This window comes from Sphingomonas sinipercae, assembly GCF_011302055.1.
Lineage (GTDB): Bacteria > Pseudomonadota > Alphaproteobacteria > Sphingomonadales > Sphingomonadaceae > Sphingomicrobium > Sphingomicrobium sinipercae.
Genome location: NZ_CP049871.1, coordinates 1,632,962 through 1,647,040, shown reverse-complemented (window position 1 = coordinate 1,647,040; position 14,079 = coordinate 1,632,962). Strand labels below are relative to the sequence as shown.

Genomic DNA, 14,079 nt, shown 5'->3' with positions numbered 1-14,079 from the left:
CCTCCTCTGGTCCACGTCCACTTCAGCACCGATACACAGCGGGGGTTAACAATATCTGTTTCGGGTCCGGTTAACGGCCAGTCATCCGTGTTGCGGCGCCCATCCGGCGAAGTGGAGGATTTCGAAGGTCTCGACCGTCTTTCCGTCCGCGCCCGCGCTTTGGAACTGGGCTTCGGCCGCGGCATAAGCGGCGCGGGAAAGGCCGGCGCGCGGGCGCTGGGCGAGGATGCTGCCCGCGGCCATTGCGCGCAAATCCGCGACCAGGGCGCCGAGCGTGCGATAACTGACCCTGACCCGGTCGACATCCACCACCGGCATGGCGAAGCCGGCGTCGGCAAGCAGCCCCGCCAGCGACGCTGCGGCGATCCGCGGATGCACATGCGGCGTGGCGCTTCCCTCCACCGCGTCGGCGGCGCGCATTGCTGAGCGAAGCTGGGGCAAGGTATCGCCGCCGGCCATTGCGCCGATCAGCAGTCCGTCGGGCTTCAGCCAACCCCGGATCAATGCCAGCATGATCGGCAGTTCATCGATGGTGTCGAGGGTCCCCGCGGCGATGCACAAGTCGATGCTTCCCGCCGCGATCGGGGCCTGCATTTCCTCGACATGGGTGGCGCCGGCCGCAGCCGCGAAGAGCGCTCCCGGTTCGAAGGCCCGGACGTCGAGGCCGAGGCTTTGCAGCCGGGCGGGCCAGCCGGGGTCCGGTGTCCCGAGCAGCACTGCAGTGGCGAAATCCCGGCGAATGTCCGCGAGCCGCTCCAGGATATCGTCGAACGCCCGCCGATGGGCGAACAGGGCAGGGCCGACGCGCGCCGCGCGGTCGCGCCTCAGCCGGCGAAGATCGACGTCGAACAACTGGGGCACGCCGATGCTTGTGCGTTGGCCAAAGCCGCGCGACAAGGGATTGATGCCATTGCGCGAGGCTGCCGGACGACTTGTCCGCTTCATGGTCGACTTTGCGTTGCCGCCGCGTTGCGCGGGCTGCGGCGCGATCGTCGACGACGTGGACAGCTTTTGCCCCGCCTGCTGGGGCAGCATCGAATTCCTCGGCAACGGCGGCTGCACGACGTGCGGGCTGCCGCTGGAAGCGACCGACGCGCAGACCTGCGGCAAGTGCCTTGCCAGGCCGCCGCGCATCGACCGCACCCGCGCCGCCGTCGCTTATGGCGAAATCAGCCGCTCGATTGCGCTCAAGCTGAAATATGGGCGCAAGGTCGCGCTGGCGCGGACGATGGCGCGATACATGACGCCGGTGCTCGGCGAATTGCCGGCGGGCAGCTTGCTGGTCCCGGTCCCGCTTCACCGGGCGCGAATATGGCGCCGGGGGTTCAACCAGGCGGCCATCGTCGCCGGCGAATTGTCGCGCCGGTGCGGGGCGGAAGCGCGGTCGGACGTGCTCCGCCGGGTCAAGGCGACCCCGCCGCTGAAGGGGCTAAGCCTTAGCCAGCGGCGCCGAACGGTGGCCGGTGCGTTCAAGGTCGCGGCGACGGCCGACCTGCAAGGGCGCACCGTGGTGCTGGTCGACGACGTGCTGACCACCGGAAGCACCGCCGATGCTTGTGCCCGGGCGCTGAAGCGGGCAGGTGCTGGGCGCGTGGAGCTGGTCAGCTGGGCGCGGGTGATCCGGCCGTCGCAGCTGGATGTTTGAAAAGAGTGGCAGGCCGTGACTGACGTTGAAATCTATGTGAAATCCTTCTGTCCCTACTGCGTGCGGGCCCGGCGCTTGCTCGAGGAGAAAAGGGTTTCCTTCGTCGAATATCCGGTCGATGCCGACCCCGCCAAGCGGCAGGAAATGATCCAGCGCGCCAAGGGGCGGACGACCGTCCCGCAAATCTTCATCGGCGGGCACCATGTCGGCGGCTGCGACGACCTTCATGCGCTGGAGCGGGCGGGCGAACTCGACGCGTTGCTCGCGGCCTGACGCCTTGACTCGGATCGCCCTGTTCCAGTCGTGCACGGGCATCGACCCCGCCGCGAATGCAGGAGCGCTGATCGACGCCATTGACGAGGCTGCGGCGGGCGGCGCGGAAATGCTGTTCACCCCCGAAATGTCCGGCCTGCTCGACCGCGACAAGGAACGGGCGGCAAGCAAGCTGCGCAGCGAAGGGCAGGACGAATTGCTCGCGGCCGTGCAGGCGGCGGCGAAGCGCACCCGCATTTGGGTCCACCTTGGCTCGCTGGCCGTGGTCAGCAGCGGCGGCAAGCTTGCGAACCGGGCGTTCGTCATCGATCCCGAAGGGCAGGTGCGCGCCCGTTACGACAAGATCCACCTGTTCGACGTCGACCTGCCAACCGGCGAGAGCTGGCGGGAATCGGCGGTTTACGACGGCGGCACCCAGGCGGTCATGGTCACGGGCACCCCGGTCGGGACCCTTGGCCTGACCATCTGTTACGACCTGCGTTTCCCCGCTCTATTTGCGGCGCTGACGGAGGCGGGGGCGCAGGCGGCCGCAGTGCCTGCGGCGTTTACCGTGCCGACGGGGCAAGCGCATTGGCACGTGCTGCTGCGCGCGCGGGCGATCGAAGCGGGCGTATTCGTCATCGCTGCCGCCCAGTCCGGGCAACATGAGGATGGCCGCGCGACCTTCGGCCATTCGCTGGTAATCGACCCATGGGGCGAGGTGCTGCTCGACATGGGCGAAGGTAATGGCGTCGGCTTCGCCGATATCGACCTAGGCCGCGTTGACGAAGTCCGCTCCCGAGTGCCGGCGCTCCATCACCGGCGGCCGATCGGCAACGTTTCGCCCGCCTGACCGCCCGTTACTTGCGCGGGCGGCCCTTCTGGTCGAGCATGATGCCGCGGCGCTGCTCTTCACCCATGAAGTTGCGCCACACCAGCCGGTTGCGCACCCGCACCGCGATGTACCCGACCACCGCACCACCGAGGCAGTAGGCCGCCAACCACTTGAGGCGTGACAGCGGTTCGTGATTCACAGGATCGCTTAGCGCCACGGCGACATAGGAAAACAGGCCGACGAGGAACCCGATAATCGCACCTTCAAGGTGCTTCCACCTACGCGGCGGCATCGGCGTCCATTCCAGGCGTGCGGCCAATCGTCTGATTTTGTTTCATATGCGCGACCCTTAACGCCGTTGCATCGACGCGCAACATTTCCCTTCGACAACTGGATTCTCGCATCAAGCTGCGAAGTGGCGAATGGCCGGGCTTTGCTATATGCTCAACTTGCTCGGCAGAGGGGGTGCGAATGACCATTCACCCAATCACGCGGCGTTTTCGCGGTCCGCTTTTCCTTTTCGCCACCGCAGTTACGATTGGAAGTTGCGATAGTGTGCCTGGAGTGCGGCCGCCGCCGCTGCCGGGCGCTGACGCCGGGCTGCCGCTAACGATCGAGGCGGGGGCGGTCAGGACTGCTCCACGGGTGCGGAGCGACCCTCGGGTCCTGACCGGCGGGTTCTCCATCCGGCTCGCCCGGCGCGGCGAGCCGTCGATCAGTTCGGCCGGGTTTGGCGGGGCATGCCTGATCGCGCGCGTCCCGCAGATTCCAAAGGCGTGCCATCTGGACAGCCAGTGCGACATCCGTGCCAACGCGCGGCAGGTCTGGCACGGCTATTGCCTCAAGGAACCGAGGGCCGCCAATGGCACCTGCTGGGTCAAACCGTCGGATGCTTATTGCAATAAGGGTCCGAACGTGCGGATCGGCGAGCATCAGCTGCCGGCGGTGGACACGAACGAGGTCTACGAATTCCTCGTCGGTCGCGCCGCGTCGCCGGTGCAGCCGGTCAACTGGATGGTCTATGCCTGCCTGAACGGCGTCTATTCCAGCGGCAAGGCGCCGTGCGCCCGATCGGATACGGACCCCGACTTCAACGCGGTCAAGCGGATGAATGCGCGGGGACCGATCAGCCCTCGGCACTAGCCGGCTGCCGTGACTAGGCGTCGATTGCGTCGTCCTCGACCGCGCTGGCGCGTTCCTGGATGAATTCGAAGCGCTTGGCCGGATCCTTGCCCATCAGCCGCTCGACGATATCGCGGGCCGGCTGGCTGTCCTCGTAACCGTCCGGAAGGGTGACCTTGAGCAGGCTCCGCGAGCCCGGATCCATCGTCGTTTCCTTGAGCTGGCCGGGGTTCATCTCGCCCAGGCCCTTGAAGCGCGACACGTCGACTTTCTTGCCCTTGAACTCGGTCGCCTCAAGCTCGGCGCGGTGGGCGTCGTCGCGGGCGTAAAGGGTCTTGGCGCCTGCGCTTAGGCGATAAAGCGGCGGCTGGGCGAGGAACAGGTGGCCGCGGCGCACCAGCTCCGGCATTTCCTGGAAGAAGAAGGTCATCAGCAAGGTCGCGATGTGGGCGCCGTCGACGTCGGCGTCGGTCATGATGATGATCTTTTCGTAGCGCAGCGACGCTTCGTCGAACCGGTCGCGAATGCCGCAGCCGAGCGCCAGCTGCAGGTCGGCGATTTCGGTGTTGGCGCGGATCTTGTCCTGCGTGGCGCTGGCGACGTTGAGGATCTTGCCCCGGATCGGCAGGATGGCCTGAGTCTTGCGGTTGCGCGCCTGCTTGGCCGAACCGCCGGCGCTATCGCCTTCGACGATGAACAGCTCGGTGCCTTCGGCGTCGTCGTTGGCGCAGTCGGTCAATTTGCCGGGCAGGCGCAGCTTGCGGGCGGACGTGGCCGTCTTGCGCTTCACTTCACGCTCGGCGCGGCGCTTCAGCCGCTCCTCGGCCCGCTCGATGATCGATCCCAATAGGGCGCGGCCGCGGTCCATATTGTCGGCGAGGAAATGGTCGAAATGGTCGCGCACCGCGGCTTCGACGAAGCGCGCGGCTTCGAGGCTGGTGAGGCGATCCTTGGTCTGGCTTTGGAAGTGCGGGTTGCGAATGAAGACGCTGAGCATCAGCTCGACGCCGTTGAACACGTCGTCGGCGGTGATTTCCTTGGCCCGCTTGTTGCCGACCAGCTCGCCGAACGCGCGAATGCCCTTGGTCAGCGCGGCGCGAAGGCCGGCTTCGTGGGTGCCGCCGTCGGGCGTCGGGATGGTGTTGCAATAATAGCTTTCGGAACCGTCGGAATAGAGCGGCCAGGCGACCGCCCATTCGGCCGAGCCCTGCGGCGCGCCCTGTGCGTCGGCGGCGAAATCCTGCCGTCCGGTGAACGGCTGGTTAGTGACGCAGCTGCGCTCGCCAAGCTGCGCGGCGAGATGGTCGGCAAGGCCGCCCGGGAATTGGAAGACGGCGCTTTCCGGGACGTCGGCCGACGCCAGCGACGGGTCGCACTTCCAGCGGATTTCGACCCCGGCAAACAGATAGGCCTTGGAGCGCGCGAGGTTGAGCAAGCGCTTGGGGTCGAACTTCGCGTCGGCGCCGAAGATGGTGAGATCGGGGACGAAGCTGACCGTGGTGCCGCGCCGGTTGGGGGTCGGCCCGACCGTTTCCAGCGGGCCGGCCGCATGCCCCTTCTCAAACCGCTGGCGATAGAGCGTCTTGTCGCGGGCGACTTCGATGATCGTCTCGGTCGAAAGTGCGTTGACGACGCTGACCCCGACGCCGTGCAAGCCGCCCGAGGTGCTGTACGCTTTACCTTCGAACTTCCCGCCCGAATGGAGCGTGGTCATGATGACTTCGAGCGCTGACTTGCCGGGATATTTGGGGTGCGGGTCGACCGGGATTCCGCGCCCGTTGTCGGTCACGGTCAGGCGGTTGCCGTGCTCAAGCGTGACTTCGATTCGGTTGGCGTGCCCGGCCACGGCCTCGTCCATCGCATTATCGATAACCTCGGCGGCGAGGTGGTGGAGCGCGCGCTCGTCGGTGCCGCCGATATACATGCCCGGGCGGCGGCGGACGGGCTCAAGCCCCTCGAGCACCTCGATCGACGAAGCATCGTAACTGTTGGCGGGCTCGGCCGCGCCGGGGGAAGCGAAGAGGTCGGACATCGATTGCGGGTATAAGGCGCGCATCCGGCCGGTGCCAAGGCGCGGGCCGGCGGCTTATCCACAGCTAACGGCGGCTGGAGCGCCCTTCAAAAAGCGGGTCGAGGCCATACCGGCCGCTGCCGCGAAGCCCGAAGTACAAGCCGAGGAAAACCAGGACCAGCGCCGGCCACCAGGTCGGAAAGGCGTCGGGCGAGTGGACCATGTAAACGGCAACGATGAACTGGAAGCAGGTGATCAACCCCAGCCAGCGGGTGAACAGGCCAAGGATGAAACCGATCCCGGCCACGAACTGGAAGTAGACCGACAGCGGCGCCATCAATTCCGGCAGCGGGAAGTGGAACTGCGTCAGGAACTTGACGAACTCGTCCATCCGCGCGGCGGAAAACACGTTGTCGTGGCTCTGGTAGATGAGGAACACGCCGGTCGCGAGGCGCAGCAGGAGCAGCCCGAAGTCGGCGAAGCGGGCATTGCCCGGAAGAAACAGAAGCCGACGTAGGCTCGTCATTGATCGCTTCCCCCCTAGTGGCGGAACAGTCTGGTCCGTTTCTAGCGCCGTTCCAGCATCTTTCGACGAACGGGGAAGGTCTTGAAATCGGGAGATTACTCCCCAATTCGCGGCTGCTGGACGCCCTTGCGGGTCCAGTGCGGAGCGGCCGGCTCCCCGGCAGCTCCGCCTAGTCGCTCAAGTGAGGACAATAGGAGACTGACCATGCGTAACGCTTTTGACTTTGCACCATTCCGCCGCTCCAGCGTCGGGTTCGACCGGTTGTTCGACATGCTCGAAAATAGCGGTCCGTCGAATGGGGGCGAGAATTACCCGCCGTTCGACCTCATCCGTTCCGGCGAGAACGAATATCGCATCGAGCTTGCGGTGGCCGGCTTCAAGCAGGACGAAATCGACATCACCGCGCACCAGAACGTGCTGATCGTCACCGGCAAAAAGAGCGAACAGTCGGAATCGGGCGCCGCCGATTACATCTATCGCGGGATCGCCAACCGTTCGTTCGAGCGCCGCTTCGCGCTTGCCGACCACATCAAGGTCACCGGCGCCGACCTGCACGACGGACTGCTGGCGATCGAGTTGGTCCGCGAGGTCCCGGAAGCAATGATGCCGCGCAAGATCGACATTGGCGGCAGCGCGCCGAAACACGACCGGATCGAGGCCAAGGCCGAGACCGAGAAGGCGTAAGCGCATATTGCCCTTCCCGCGCGCAGCGTTGGGAGGAAGGGACGGCCCCGGAGCGCTGCTCCGGGGCCTTTCGTTCAGTTCTTGTGGACCGTAACTTTCAGGAAGGTCGCGGCGATGACCGTGTTGGAGCCGCCGCGGTTCTGCGATTCAAACAAGGCGGTCAGGTCGCGGTGGAGCGAATCCTCGCGTCCGTCCTGCTTGGCCGCGGCATAAGCGTTCATCGTCGGCCCATAATATTTGCGGAAGATGTCGAGCAGCCGCGAGGCGGGGCCCCTGGTCCGGAAAACCCAGCTTTCGCGATCGAATTCGATCTTGTCGGCAGCGATGCCGGCTTTGCCAAATCGCGCGATCACCGTCGGTTCGTCGCCCCAGGTCATCGGGCTGATGAAGCCTTCGGGCGGCGGGGGCGTGTAAGCGGCACTGATCTTGAGGATTTGCGCGACCAACGTCGAGTCGCCGGGAATCCAGTTGCCCATGATGATTCGGCCGCCGGGCTTTGTCACCCGGACCATTTCTTGCGCGACGTCGTCGGGGCGCGGCGCGAACATGGCGCCAAAGACGCTGACGACCAGGTCGAAGCTGGCGTCGGCAATGCCGTCGAGACTGGAGGCGTCCCCTTGCTGGAAAGTGAGGTCTTCCAGCCTAAGCGCCTTGGCGCGTGCATTGCCGGCCGCGACCAGGTTGTCGGCGATGTCGACGCCGATCACGTGCGCGCCGAGCTGGGCTGCGGGGACCGCGGTCGTGCCGTCGCCGCAGCCGAGGTCGAGGATCTTCATGCGCGGCGTGATGCCCAGGGTGGCCACGAGTTCTTCACCGCTGATGCGCATGGTTTCGGCGATTCGGGTGAAGTCACCCTTTTCCCACAGCGCCTTGTTGGCGTTGGTTGGCTGCATAGTCGCTCTCCCTCGTGTGGTACTCGCCGGGTACGCGAACTGCAGACTTACAATTTAAACCGAGCCCATCGCTTTTACATCCCGGCGGCGCATACGTCACGCCGCCTGGCATGCCTAAAAATCGATCGGGCGCTTACGGCCGGCTGGGCGCCAGTGCTGCTTCGCCAGGCCAAGCCGATCGAGACGGTCGAGGGCGGCCGTCAGCCACTGGGCTCGGCGTTTTGCGAACGGGGGCAGGGACAGCAGGTCGAAACCCGTCCAGAGCAGGAATGGCGTCCGCCGCGCGAAGGCCCAGATTTCCACGCGAATCGTACGATGATCCGAGGCTGCGCGGGCGTGGAAGCCATAGGTATCGACAGCGACCAGAGTATTGGCGGGTACCGCGAAGGCATGTGGCGGCGGGAGGCTCAGGCCGGCAAGCGCGTCCAGGCCTACACGCAGCGAGCCGCGTTGCGACAGCCGGTCGCCCGTAGCGCCTAGGGTCTCACTCCTCGATCTTTCCCATTCCAGCCGTTCTTCGGTCAGCCGGTGGGAGCCGGGAACATAGGTGAGCGGCCGATCTTCGTGGCCGACATCGGTGAGGAACAGCCAGGCCTTGAGCGACGGGTGGAAGGTGTCGGAATGCAGCTCCAGCTGTGGGTCCGGGGGCCCGTCGGCGATGCCGCCGGCCACGGTCTGGATGTAATAAAGCGGCTCGCTCTTCGTGCTCGCGACATAGGCCAGCAAGCCCCGCCACCGCCGATCGCGGAGGAGGGGCCTGAGCTCAGGCACCGCGTCGAGAAGGTCAGGCCCGATCGGCACCCGGCGCGTGACCGTGTCGCCCTGCTGCTGGGCGCGGGCGTCGAACTGGCCTTCCAGCAAGGCATTGCGAAGGCGATCGAAGGTCGCGGTCGGCAGGAAGTCGGGAACAACGACGAAGCCGTCGCGGTCGAACGCCTGACGCCATCCGGCCGGGATCGCCGCGGTCAGGCGCCGCCGGCGTGACCAGGCCAGGCGGTGCGCCGCCTTCAGGCGCCAGGCGTGAAGCCCGGCCCGGTTAAGCCGGCGCGAGCCGAGGATCGGATTGTCGGCGAAGCACTTCGCGCCGGTGAAGATTGCGAGCGCCCACCATGGCGCGCGCCACCAGCGAAGCAGCTGCCGGGCTCCAGGCAACCCCGCGCCAGCTAGCGGACGCGAGGACCGCCGAAGGGAAGCGGCGGCGGCGGCCTGCGGTCGCGGCGCGGAAGCTGTGCCTGATAGGCAACGCCGCAATGCTGGACGCAATAGGGATAGCCCGGATTGGCCAGGTCACCGCAGAAATGGAAATCGGGCTCGCCCGGATGGCCCATCGGCCACTTGCAAATGCGGTCGTTGAGCTCGAGCAGGCCGGTCTTGTTGGCCACTTCAGCGCTCGGCTTTGCCGGGACCAGGCGGCGCGGCGGGGCCGGGGGGATTGGCGCCTGCGTATCGCCAGGGCCCTGGCGGATGAAGCCGCCCGGGCCGACCGAGCGATATTGGATGTTGTCCCCGGTCGGCTGAGGACGCTGGGGGGTACGCGGCCGCGGTGTCGGCGCCGGCTCGGGCTCCGCGGGGGCGGCAGGAGCGGCCGCAACCGGCGCTGCCGCCGGTTTTGCGGCCTTGGGCGCTGCCGCCGGAGCGGCTTCCTTGTCCTCGCCCGGCTTGACCGGCGAGGGCCGCGCTTCGAGGCCGAGGCGGTGGGCTTTGCCGATGACGGCGTTGCGGCTGACCCCGCCAAGGTTTTCCGCAATTTCGCTGGCGGTGGCGCCCTTGGCCCACATCGCCTTCAGCTGGTCGATCCGCTCTTCAGTCCAGGACATTGAAATCTCTTCTCCGAATGTGCCGGGCGCTTGCTGTGCAATGCCGCAGCCGATACGCGGGCGCACAGTGAACGACCAGCTCTTCAAGCCCCAGAATGACCTCTGGACCCAGCAGCCCCCGGGCGAGCCGGTGCTGCAAGGCGTCAATTGGGGAGGGCTTAAGACCCTCTATATCAAGGAGGTGCGCCGGTTCTTCAAGGTGCAGATGCAGACGGTGTGGGCACCGGCCATTACCACCCTCCTGTACCTTGCGGTTTTCACCGTCGCGCTGGGCGGAAGCGGGCGGATGGTGATGGGCTATCACTTCGCCGATTTCATCGCCCCCGGCCTGATCGTCATGGCGATGCTGCAGAACGCTTTCGCCAACGCCAGCTTCTCGCTGCTGGTGGGCAAGATCCAGGGCACCATCGTCGATTATCTAATGCCGCCGCTGTCGACCGGCGAGTTGATGGCGGGCCTGGTCGGGGCAGCGGTAACCCGGGCCTTTTTCGTCGGCTTCGCGGTGTGGCTCGCGATGCTGCTGTGGCCGGGCGTGTCGGTGGCGATGGCCCACCCGCTGGCGGTCTTCTGGTTCGGGCTGATGGGCGCGCTCCTGCTCGCCTTCCTCGGCCTGCTGACATCGCTGTGGGCCGAAAAATTCGACCATGCTGCGGTGGTCACGAACTTCGTGGTGACCCCGTTGTCGCTGCTCAGCGGCACCTTCTATTCGGTCGAGCAGCTGGCGCCGGCGTTCCGCGCGATCAGCCACGCCAACCCGTTCTTCTACGTCATTTCCGGCTTCCGCTACGGCTTCCTCGGCAGCGCAGATTCGCCGATCATGGTCGGTGCAATCGGGCTGCTCGCACTCAATGTGGTGCTGTGCGCGGCGTGCTTCACGCTTTTGAAGAGCGGCTGGCGGATCAAGAGCTAAGCGCCGGGAATGCGTGCCTCTTAAGGTTGCCGAGCACCCTCGTGCTCAGGCTTGGCCGCTGACGCACGGACTTGTCGCGCCTTTGCCGTTCGGGCCCCACTTGCGATAGCCGGACGAGTCCACGTGGAAGCGGCGGCCGGTGTAGAAGCCGAGCCCGGCTTCGTAGCGGGCGCCGTCGCGGGCGTGGGCGGCGCAGACCGACCGGATCATTGCGGTCCGCTCCACCGCCTTGTTCACTGGCGTCAGGTCCAGCGCGAAGAAATGGCGGTGCGCGCTCGCCGGGGCGCCATCCGAGCAACGGTTGAGCGCCTCGTTGCGATAGGCCGAAAGCGCCTCGACCTCGCCGACGGCGGGGACGATGTCGTCGCGGACGAACTCGAGCGTGCGCACGATATGGTCCCACTTGTCCTCGGGCGGCGCTTCGAACGGCTGCGCGCCGCATTCGCGCCATGACGACGACGTCCGGACCAGCTGCCACAGCGGCACCACCGAATTGACGTTCCGGGCGGCAAGATAGTCATGGAAGCGGCCAAGCTCGGTGCGCGCTTCCGCCGAGCCGCGGAGCCACTGGCGAAAGTCCGCGGGGCTTTGCCCCTCCGCCAGGCCGGAGATACGCGCATCGGCACGGGCGTCGAGGCCAAGCTGGGCGTCGAACGCGGCCGCCTGGAGCGCGGGGCGCGTCGGCTGGGCGACGGTCGCCAGAGGCTGCGCGGCCGCGCTCGCCAGTGGCGTGCGAACGCCGAGGCCCGAGCTGGTGGCAGGCGCGAAAGCGAGCGAGGCAGCAAGTGCTGCGGCAGAGAATAATCTAAGCATATCAATAAGATATGGCGAAAAGGCGTGAGTTCAACGCTTGACAAACGACAATCCATGAAAGCCGTTTCGGCACGTTAATGAAGTTGAACGGGCGATAACGGCGCCGTTCAGCCCTGCAGCAACAAGCCGCAGGCAGAACCGCGCTCATCAACCGCTCAACAGGAGAGCCATGATGCGTAAGGTTGCTTTCTTTTCCGCCATCGCCGTTTCGGCTCTCGCCGCCGCTGCGCCCGCTTCGGCCCAGTGGGCTCCGCCGCCGCCGCCCGGCGCCGTCATCGGCGCGCCGTTCGGCAATGCCTATGGCTATGACAATCGCGGCCAGGTGCGCCGCCTGGAGGTCCGGGTCCAGCAGCTGCGCGAGCGGATTCGCTGGCTCGACCGCCAGAACCGGCTGTCGAATGGCGAGGCGCGCCGCCTCGACCGGCACGCCGTCGACCTGCAGCGGCGGATCCAGCGCGCGGCCTATCGCGGCCTGGACCGGCGCGAGCGTTACGACCTCGAACGCCGGATCGAAGCGCTGAACGCCGCCATCCGCTACGAGGCCCGCGATGGCGGCCGCTGGGGTTGGAACGGCGACAACCGCAACGACAATGGCTTTGGCTATTATGGCGAGCGCCGCCGTGACGACGACCATCGCGACCGCCGCGATCGCGACGGTGACCGCGATCACCGCGATGGCCGTCACGGCGACCGCGACGACGACTGATCGCTCCCCCGATCGGTCGACAGGAAGGCGCGTCACTGTCCGCAGTGGCGCGCCTTTTCGTTTCGGCGGGTTAACCGAACCTAACGGACGCGTTCAGTGATCCATCAGTGCGCAGGGCGCATAACCGGGGCATCGCTCAGAAGGAGAGCCAACATGAAGAAGATCCTCATTACCCTGGCAGCCGCCGCTTCGACGGTTGCAATCGCCGCGCCGGCTTCGGCCCAGTGGTATCCGCAGCCCCAGGGCTATGCCTATGGCTACAACAACCTTGGTGTTGCCCGTGCCTTGCAGGTTCGGATCGATCGCTTGCAGCGTGACATCGGCCAGCTGGCTCAGCGCCGGATGATCACGCGCAACGAGTATCGCAACCTCAATGCGGAGGCTCGCGATATCGAACGCCGGCTTCGCATGGATGTGCGCGATGGCCGCCGCTTCGACCAGCGCGAGGCGTACAACATCAACCAGCGCATCCAGCGCCTGGAATATCGCATCCAGCGCGACGCCCGCGACCGTAACTGGCGCCGCGCCTGGTAACGAGCGACCGATCTTTAAGGTCTAATGGAGGCGCGCCGGGCAACCGGCGCGCCTTTTGCTTTGGCCTGGCTGCCGTTATATCCGGCCGGCAGCGGCGGGCGCCGCGACCGACATTCGCGATTAGAGGATCGAAATTCATGGCCATTACGCCGCTGATGCCCGTTTACCCGCGTTCGCCGGTCCGCCCGGTCCGGGGCGAAGGGGCCTATCTGTTCGGCGAGAATGGCGAGAAGTATCTCGATTTCGCCAGCGGGATCGCGGTCAACCTGCTCGGCCACGGCCACCCGCACGTAACCAAGGCGATCCAAGACCAGGCGGCAACGCTGATGCACGTGTCGAACCTGTACGGATCGCCGCAGGGGGAAGCGTTCGCGCAGCGGCTGGTCGACCTTACCTTCGCCGACACGGTGTTCTTCACCAATTCCGGGGCCGAGGCGGTGGAATGCGCAATCAAGACGGCGCGCCGCTACCACCATGCCAAGGGCAACCCGCACAAGCACGACCTGATCACCTTCTCGAACGCCTTTCACGGCCGGACGATGGGGACCATCAGCGCCACCAACCAGGAAAAGCTTCGCGACGGCTTCGCGCCGCTGCTGCCCGGCTTCAAAGTGGTGGAATTCGACGACCTCGACGCGGCGCTGGCCGCGGTCGACGAACATACGGCGGGCTTCCTGCTCGAACCGGTGCAGGGCGAGGGCGGAATCCGCCCGGCCAGCCAGCACTTCATCGAGGGGCTGCGCAAGGCCTGCGACGAGAACGACCTGATGCTGGTGTTCGACGAGGTTCAGTGCGGCGTCGCCCGGACGGGCACGCTTTACGCCTATGAGCAATATGGCGTTGCCCCCGACATCATGGCCAGCGCCAAGGGCATCGGCGGCGGCTTCCCGCTCGGCGCCTGCCTGGCGACCGAAAAGGCCGCGGCGGGCATGGTCGTCGGCACCCACGGCTCGACCTACGGCGGCAATCCGCTGGCAATGGCGGCGGGACAGGCGGTGTTCGACGTCGTGGCCAACGAGGAATTCCTGGGCAATGTCCGCCGGACGGGCGAGCGGCTTCGCTCGGCGCTTGAACAGATGCTCCCCAATCACGACCACCTGTTCGAAAGCGTCCGCGGCCTGGGCCTGATGCTGGGCATCAAGATGAAGACCGACAGCCGCGCCTTCGTCACCTACCTGCGCACCCGCGGCATCCTGGCCGTGGCCGCCGGCGACAACGTTATGCGCGTGCTGCCCCCGCTCAACATCGAGGAAAGCCACATCCGCGAATTCGTCGACGGCCTGTCCGCAGCCGCCGCCGACTACGACCTGCCCGAAGCGGCGTAGCATTCT

17 protein-coding genes are annotated in these 14,079 nt (G+C 66.3%); 9 read left to right on the top strand and 8 right to left on the bottom strand.

All coding sequences use genetic code 11. From position 1 onward, the window contains the following. Nucleotides 1-81: 81 nt before the first annotated feature. The gene (locus tag G7078_RS08600) at nucleotides 82-861 is read right to left on the bottom strand and encodes a class I SAM-dependent methyltransferase (protein WP_166095069.1); all 780 of its coding nucleotides are present in this window, start codon (nucleotides 859-861) and stop codon (nucleotides 82-84) included. A 43-nt stretch (nucleotides 862-904) separates the two neighbouring features. Here G7078_RS08600 and G7078_RS08595 point away from each other — a divergent pair, with 43 nt between their 5' ends. The 3 genes from G7078_RS08595 to G7078_RS08585 are packed head-to-tail and all read left to right on the top strand — an operon-like array spanning nucleotide 905 to nucleotide 2,750. Next, the gene (locus G7078_RS08595) at nucleotides 905-1,645 is read left to right on the top strand and encodes a ComF family protein (protein WP_166095067.1); all 741 of its coding nucleotides are present in this window, start codon (nucleotides 905-907) and stop codon (nucleotides 1,643-1,645) included. A 15-nt stretch (nucleotides 1,646-1,660) separates the two neighbouring features. After that, entirely contained in the window at nucleotides 1,661-1,918 is a 258-nt protein-coding gene (grxC, locus tag G7078_RS08590; protein WP_166095064.1) for a glutaredoxin 3, read from the top strand. Nucleotides 1,919-1,922: 4 nt separating this feature from the next. After that, nucleotides 1,923-2,750 carry a carbon-nitrogen hydrolase family protein gene (locus tag G7078_RS08585; protein ID WP_246166330.1) on the top strand — a complete coding sequence of 276 codons (828 nt, stop codon included), beginning with the start codon at nucleotides 1,923-1,925 and terminating at the stop codon, nucleotides 2,748-2,750. Between the two features lie 7 nt (nucleotides 2,751-2,757). On the opposite strand, the gene G7078_RS08580 is transcribed toward G7078_RS08585, so the two are convergent. After that, on the bottom strand, nucleotides 2,758-3,051 hold the full coding sequence (locus G7078_RS08580; protein ID WP_166095062.1) for a hypothetical protein: 294 nt from the start codon (nucleotides 3,049-3,051) through the stop codon (nucleotides 2,758-2,760). A 245-nt stretch (nucleotides 3,052-3,296) separates the two neighbouring features. On the opposite strand from G7078_RS08580, the gene G7078_RS08575 reads away from it, so the two are divergent. Further along, complete coding sequence (locus tag G7078_RS08575; protein WP_166095060.1) at nucleotides 3,297-3,875, top strand: hypothetical protein; 579 nt, start codon at nucleotides 3,297-3,299, stop codon at nucleotides 3,873-3,875. A 13-nt stretch (nucleotides 3,876-3,888) separates the two neighbouring features. On the opposite strand, the gene parE is transcribed toward G7078_RS08575, so the two are convergent. Further along, nucleotides 3,889-5,910: a DNA topoisomerase IV subunit B gene (parE, locus tag G7078_RS08570; RefSeq protein ID WP_425505242.1), complete on the bottom strand. Its 2,022-nt coding sequence runs from the start codon at nucleotides 5,908-5,910 to the stop codon at nucleotides 3,889-3,891. Between the two features lie 40 nt (nucleotides 5,911-5,950). After that, nucleotides 5,951-6,391 (bottom strand): DoxX family protein, encoded by a 441-nt coding sequence (locus G7078_RS08565; protein WP_166095057.1) that lies wholly within the window; start codon nucleotides 6,389-6,391, stop codon nucleotides 5,951-5,953. 204 nt (nucleotides 6,392-6,595) lie between these two features. Between G7078_RS08565 and G7078_RS08560 the strand changes: the two genes are divergently transcribed. Continuing rightward, a complete protein-coding gene (locus tag G7078_RS08560; RefSeq protein ID WP_166095055.1) occupies nucleotides 6,596-7,075 on the top strand; it encodes an Hsp20 family protein in 480 nt (159 codons plus the stop codon). 74 nt (nucleotides 7,076-7,149) lie between these two features. On the opposite strand, the gene G7078_RS08555 is transcribed toward G7078_RS08560, so the two are convergent. From G7078_RS08555 to G7078_RS08545, 3 genes are all read right to left on the bottom strand, one after another. Beyond that, nucleotides 7,150-7,968, bottom strand: coding sequence for a class I SAM-dependent methyltransferase (locus G7078_RS08555; protein ID WP_166095053.1), 819 nt, complete (start codon nucleotides 7,966-7,968; stop codon nucleotides 7,150-7,152). Nucleotides 7,969-8,082: 114 nt separating this feature from the next. Continuing rightward, complete coding sequence (locus tag G7078_RS08550; RefSeq protein ID WP_246166329.1) at nucleotides 8,083-9,120, bottom strand: phytanoyl-CoA dioxygenase family protein; 1,038 nt, start codon at nucleotides 9,118-9,120, stop codon at nucleotides 8,083-8,085. Nucleotides 9,121-9,131: 11 nt separating this feature from the next. Continuing rightward, on the bottom strand, nucleotides 9,132-9,785 hold the full coding sequence (locus tag G7078_RS08545) for a GcrA family cell cycle regulator (RefSeq protein ID WP_166095051.1): 654 nt from the start codon (nucleotides 9,783-9,785) through the stop codon (nucleotides 9,132-9,134). A gap of 67 nt (nucleotides 9,786-9,852) precedes the next feature. Here G7078_RS08545 and G7078_RS08540 point away from each other — a divergent pair, with 67 nt between their 5' ends. Then, nucleotides 9,853-10,695 carry an ABC transporter permease gene (locus G7078_RS08540; RefSeq protein WP_246166328.1) on the top strand — a complete coding sequence of 281 codons (843 nt, stop codon included), beginning with the start codon at nucleotides 9,853-9,855 and terminating at the stop codon, nucleotides 10,693-10,695. 45 nt (nucleotides 10,696-10,740) lie between these two features. Here the strand turns inward: G7078_RS08540 and G7078_RS08535 are convergent, their stop codons facing one another. After that, nucleotides 10,741-11,508, bottom strand: a complete 768-nt coding sequence (locus tag G7078_RS08535; protein ID WP_166095045.1) for a D-Ala-D-Ala carboxypeptidase family metallohydrolase — start codon at nucleotides 11,506-11,508, stop codon at nucleotides 10,741-10,743. Between the two features lie 172 nt (nucleotides 11,509-11,680). Between G7078_RS08535 and G7078_RS08530 the strand changes: the two genes are divergently transcribed. The 3 genes from G7078_RS08530 (at nucleotide 11,681) to G7078_RS08520 (ending at nucleotide 14,073) form a co-directional block, all read left to right on the top strand. Then, complete coding sequence (locus G7078_RS08530; RefSeq protein ID WP_166095043.1) at nucleotides 11,681-12,214, top strand: hypothetical protein; 534 nt, start codon at nucleotides 11,681-11,683, stop codon at nucleotides 12,212-12,214. A gap of 153 nt (nucleotides 12,215-12,367) precedes the next feature. Then, nucleotides 12,368-12,748: a hypothetical protein gene (locus G7078_RS08525; protein WP_166095041.1), complete on the top strand. Its 381-nt coding sequence runs from the start codon at nucleotides 12,368-12,370 to the stop codon at nucleotides 12,746-12,748. Between the two features lie 137 nt (nucleotides 12,749-12,885). Beyond that, on the top strand, nucleotides 12,886-14,073 hold the full coding sequence (locus tag G7078_RS08520; protein WP_166095038.1) for an aspartate aminotransferase family protein: 1,188 nt from the start codon (nucleotides 12,886-12,888) through the stop codon (nucleotides 14,071-14,073). Nucleotides 14,074-14,079 lie beyond the last annotated feature (6 nt).

Bases quoted from the DNA above. Each gene is read 5' to 3' on its own strand.
- G7078_RS08565 (WP_166095057.1), bottom strand. From the start codon at position 6,391: ATGACGAGCCTACGTCGGCTTCTGTTTCTTCCGGGCAATGCCCGCTTC.
- G7078_RS08535 (WP_166095045.1), bottom strand. From the start codon at position 11,508: ATGCTTAGATTATTCTCTGCCGCAGCACTTGCTGCCTCGCTCGCTTTC.
- G7078_RS08520 (WP_166095038.1), top strand. From the start codon at position 12,886: ATGGCCATTACGCCGCTGATGCCCGTTTACCCGCGTTCGCCGGTCCGC.
- parE (WP_425505242.1), bottom strand. From the start codon at position 5,910: ATGCGCGCCTTATACCCGCAATCGATGTCCGACCTCTTCGCTTCCCCC.
- G7078_RS08545 (WP_166095051.1), bottom strand. From the start codon at position 9,785: ATGTCCTGGACTGAAGAGCGGATCGACCAGCTGAAGGCGATGTGGGCC.
- G7078_RS08595 (WP_166095067.1), top strand. From the start codon at position 905: ATGCCATTGCGCGAGGCTGCCGGACGACTTGTCCGCTTCATGGTCGAC.
- G7078_RS08530 (WP_166095043.1), top strand. From the start codon at position 11,681: ATGCGTAAGGTTGCTTTCTTTTCCGCCATCGCCGTTTCGGCTCTCGCC.
- G7078_RS08525 (WP_166095041.1), top strand. From the start codon at position 12,368: ATGAAGAAGATCCTCATTACCCTGGCAGCCGCCGCTTCGACGGTTGCA.
- G7078_RS08555 (WP_166095053.1), bottom strand. From the start codon at position 7,968: ATGCAGCCAACCAACGCCAACAAGGCGCTGTGGGAAAAGGGTGACTTC.
- G7078_RS08560 (WP_166095055.1), top strand. From the start codon at position 6,596: ATGCGTAACGCTTTTGACTTTGCACCATTCCGCCGCTCCAGCGTCGGG.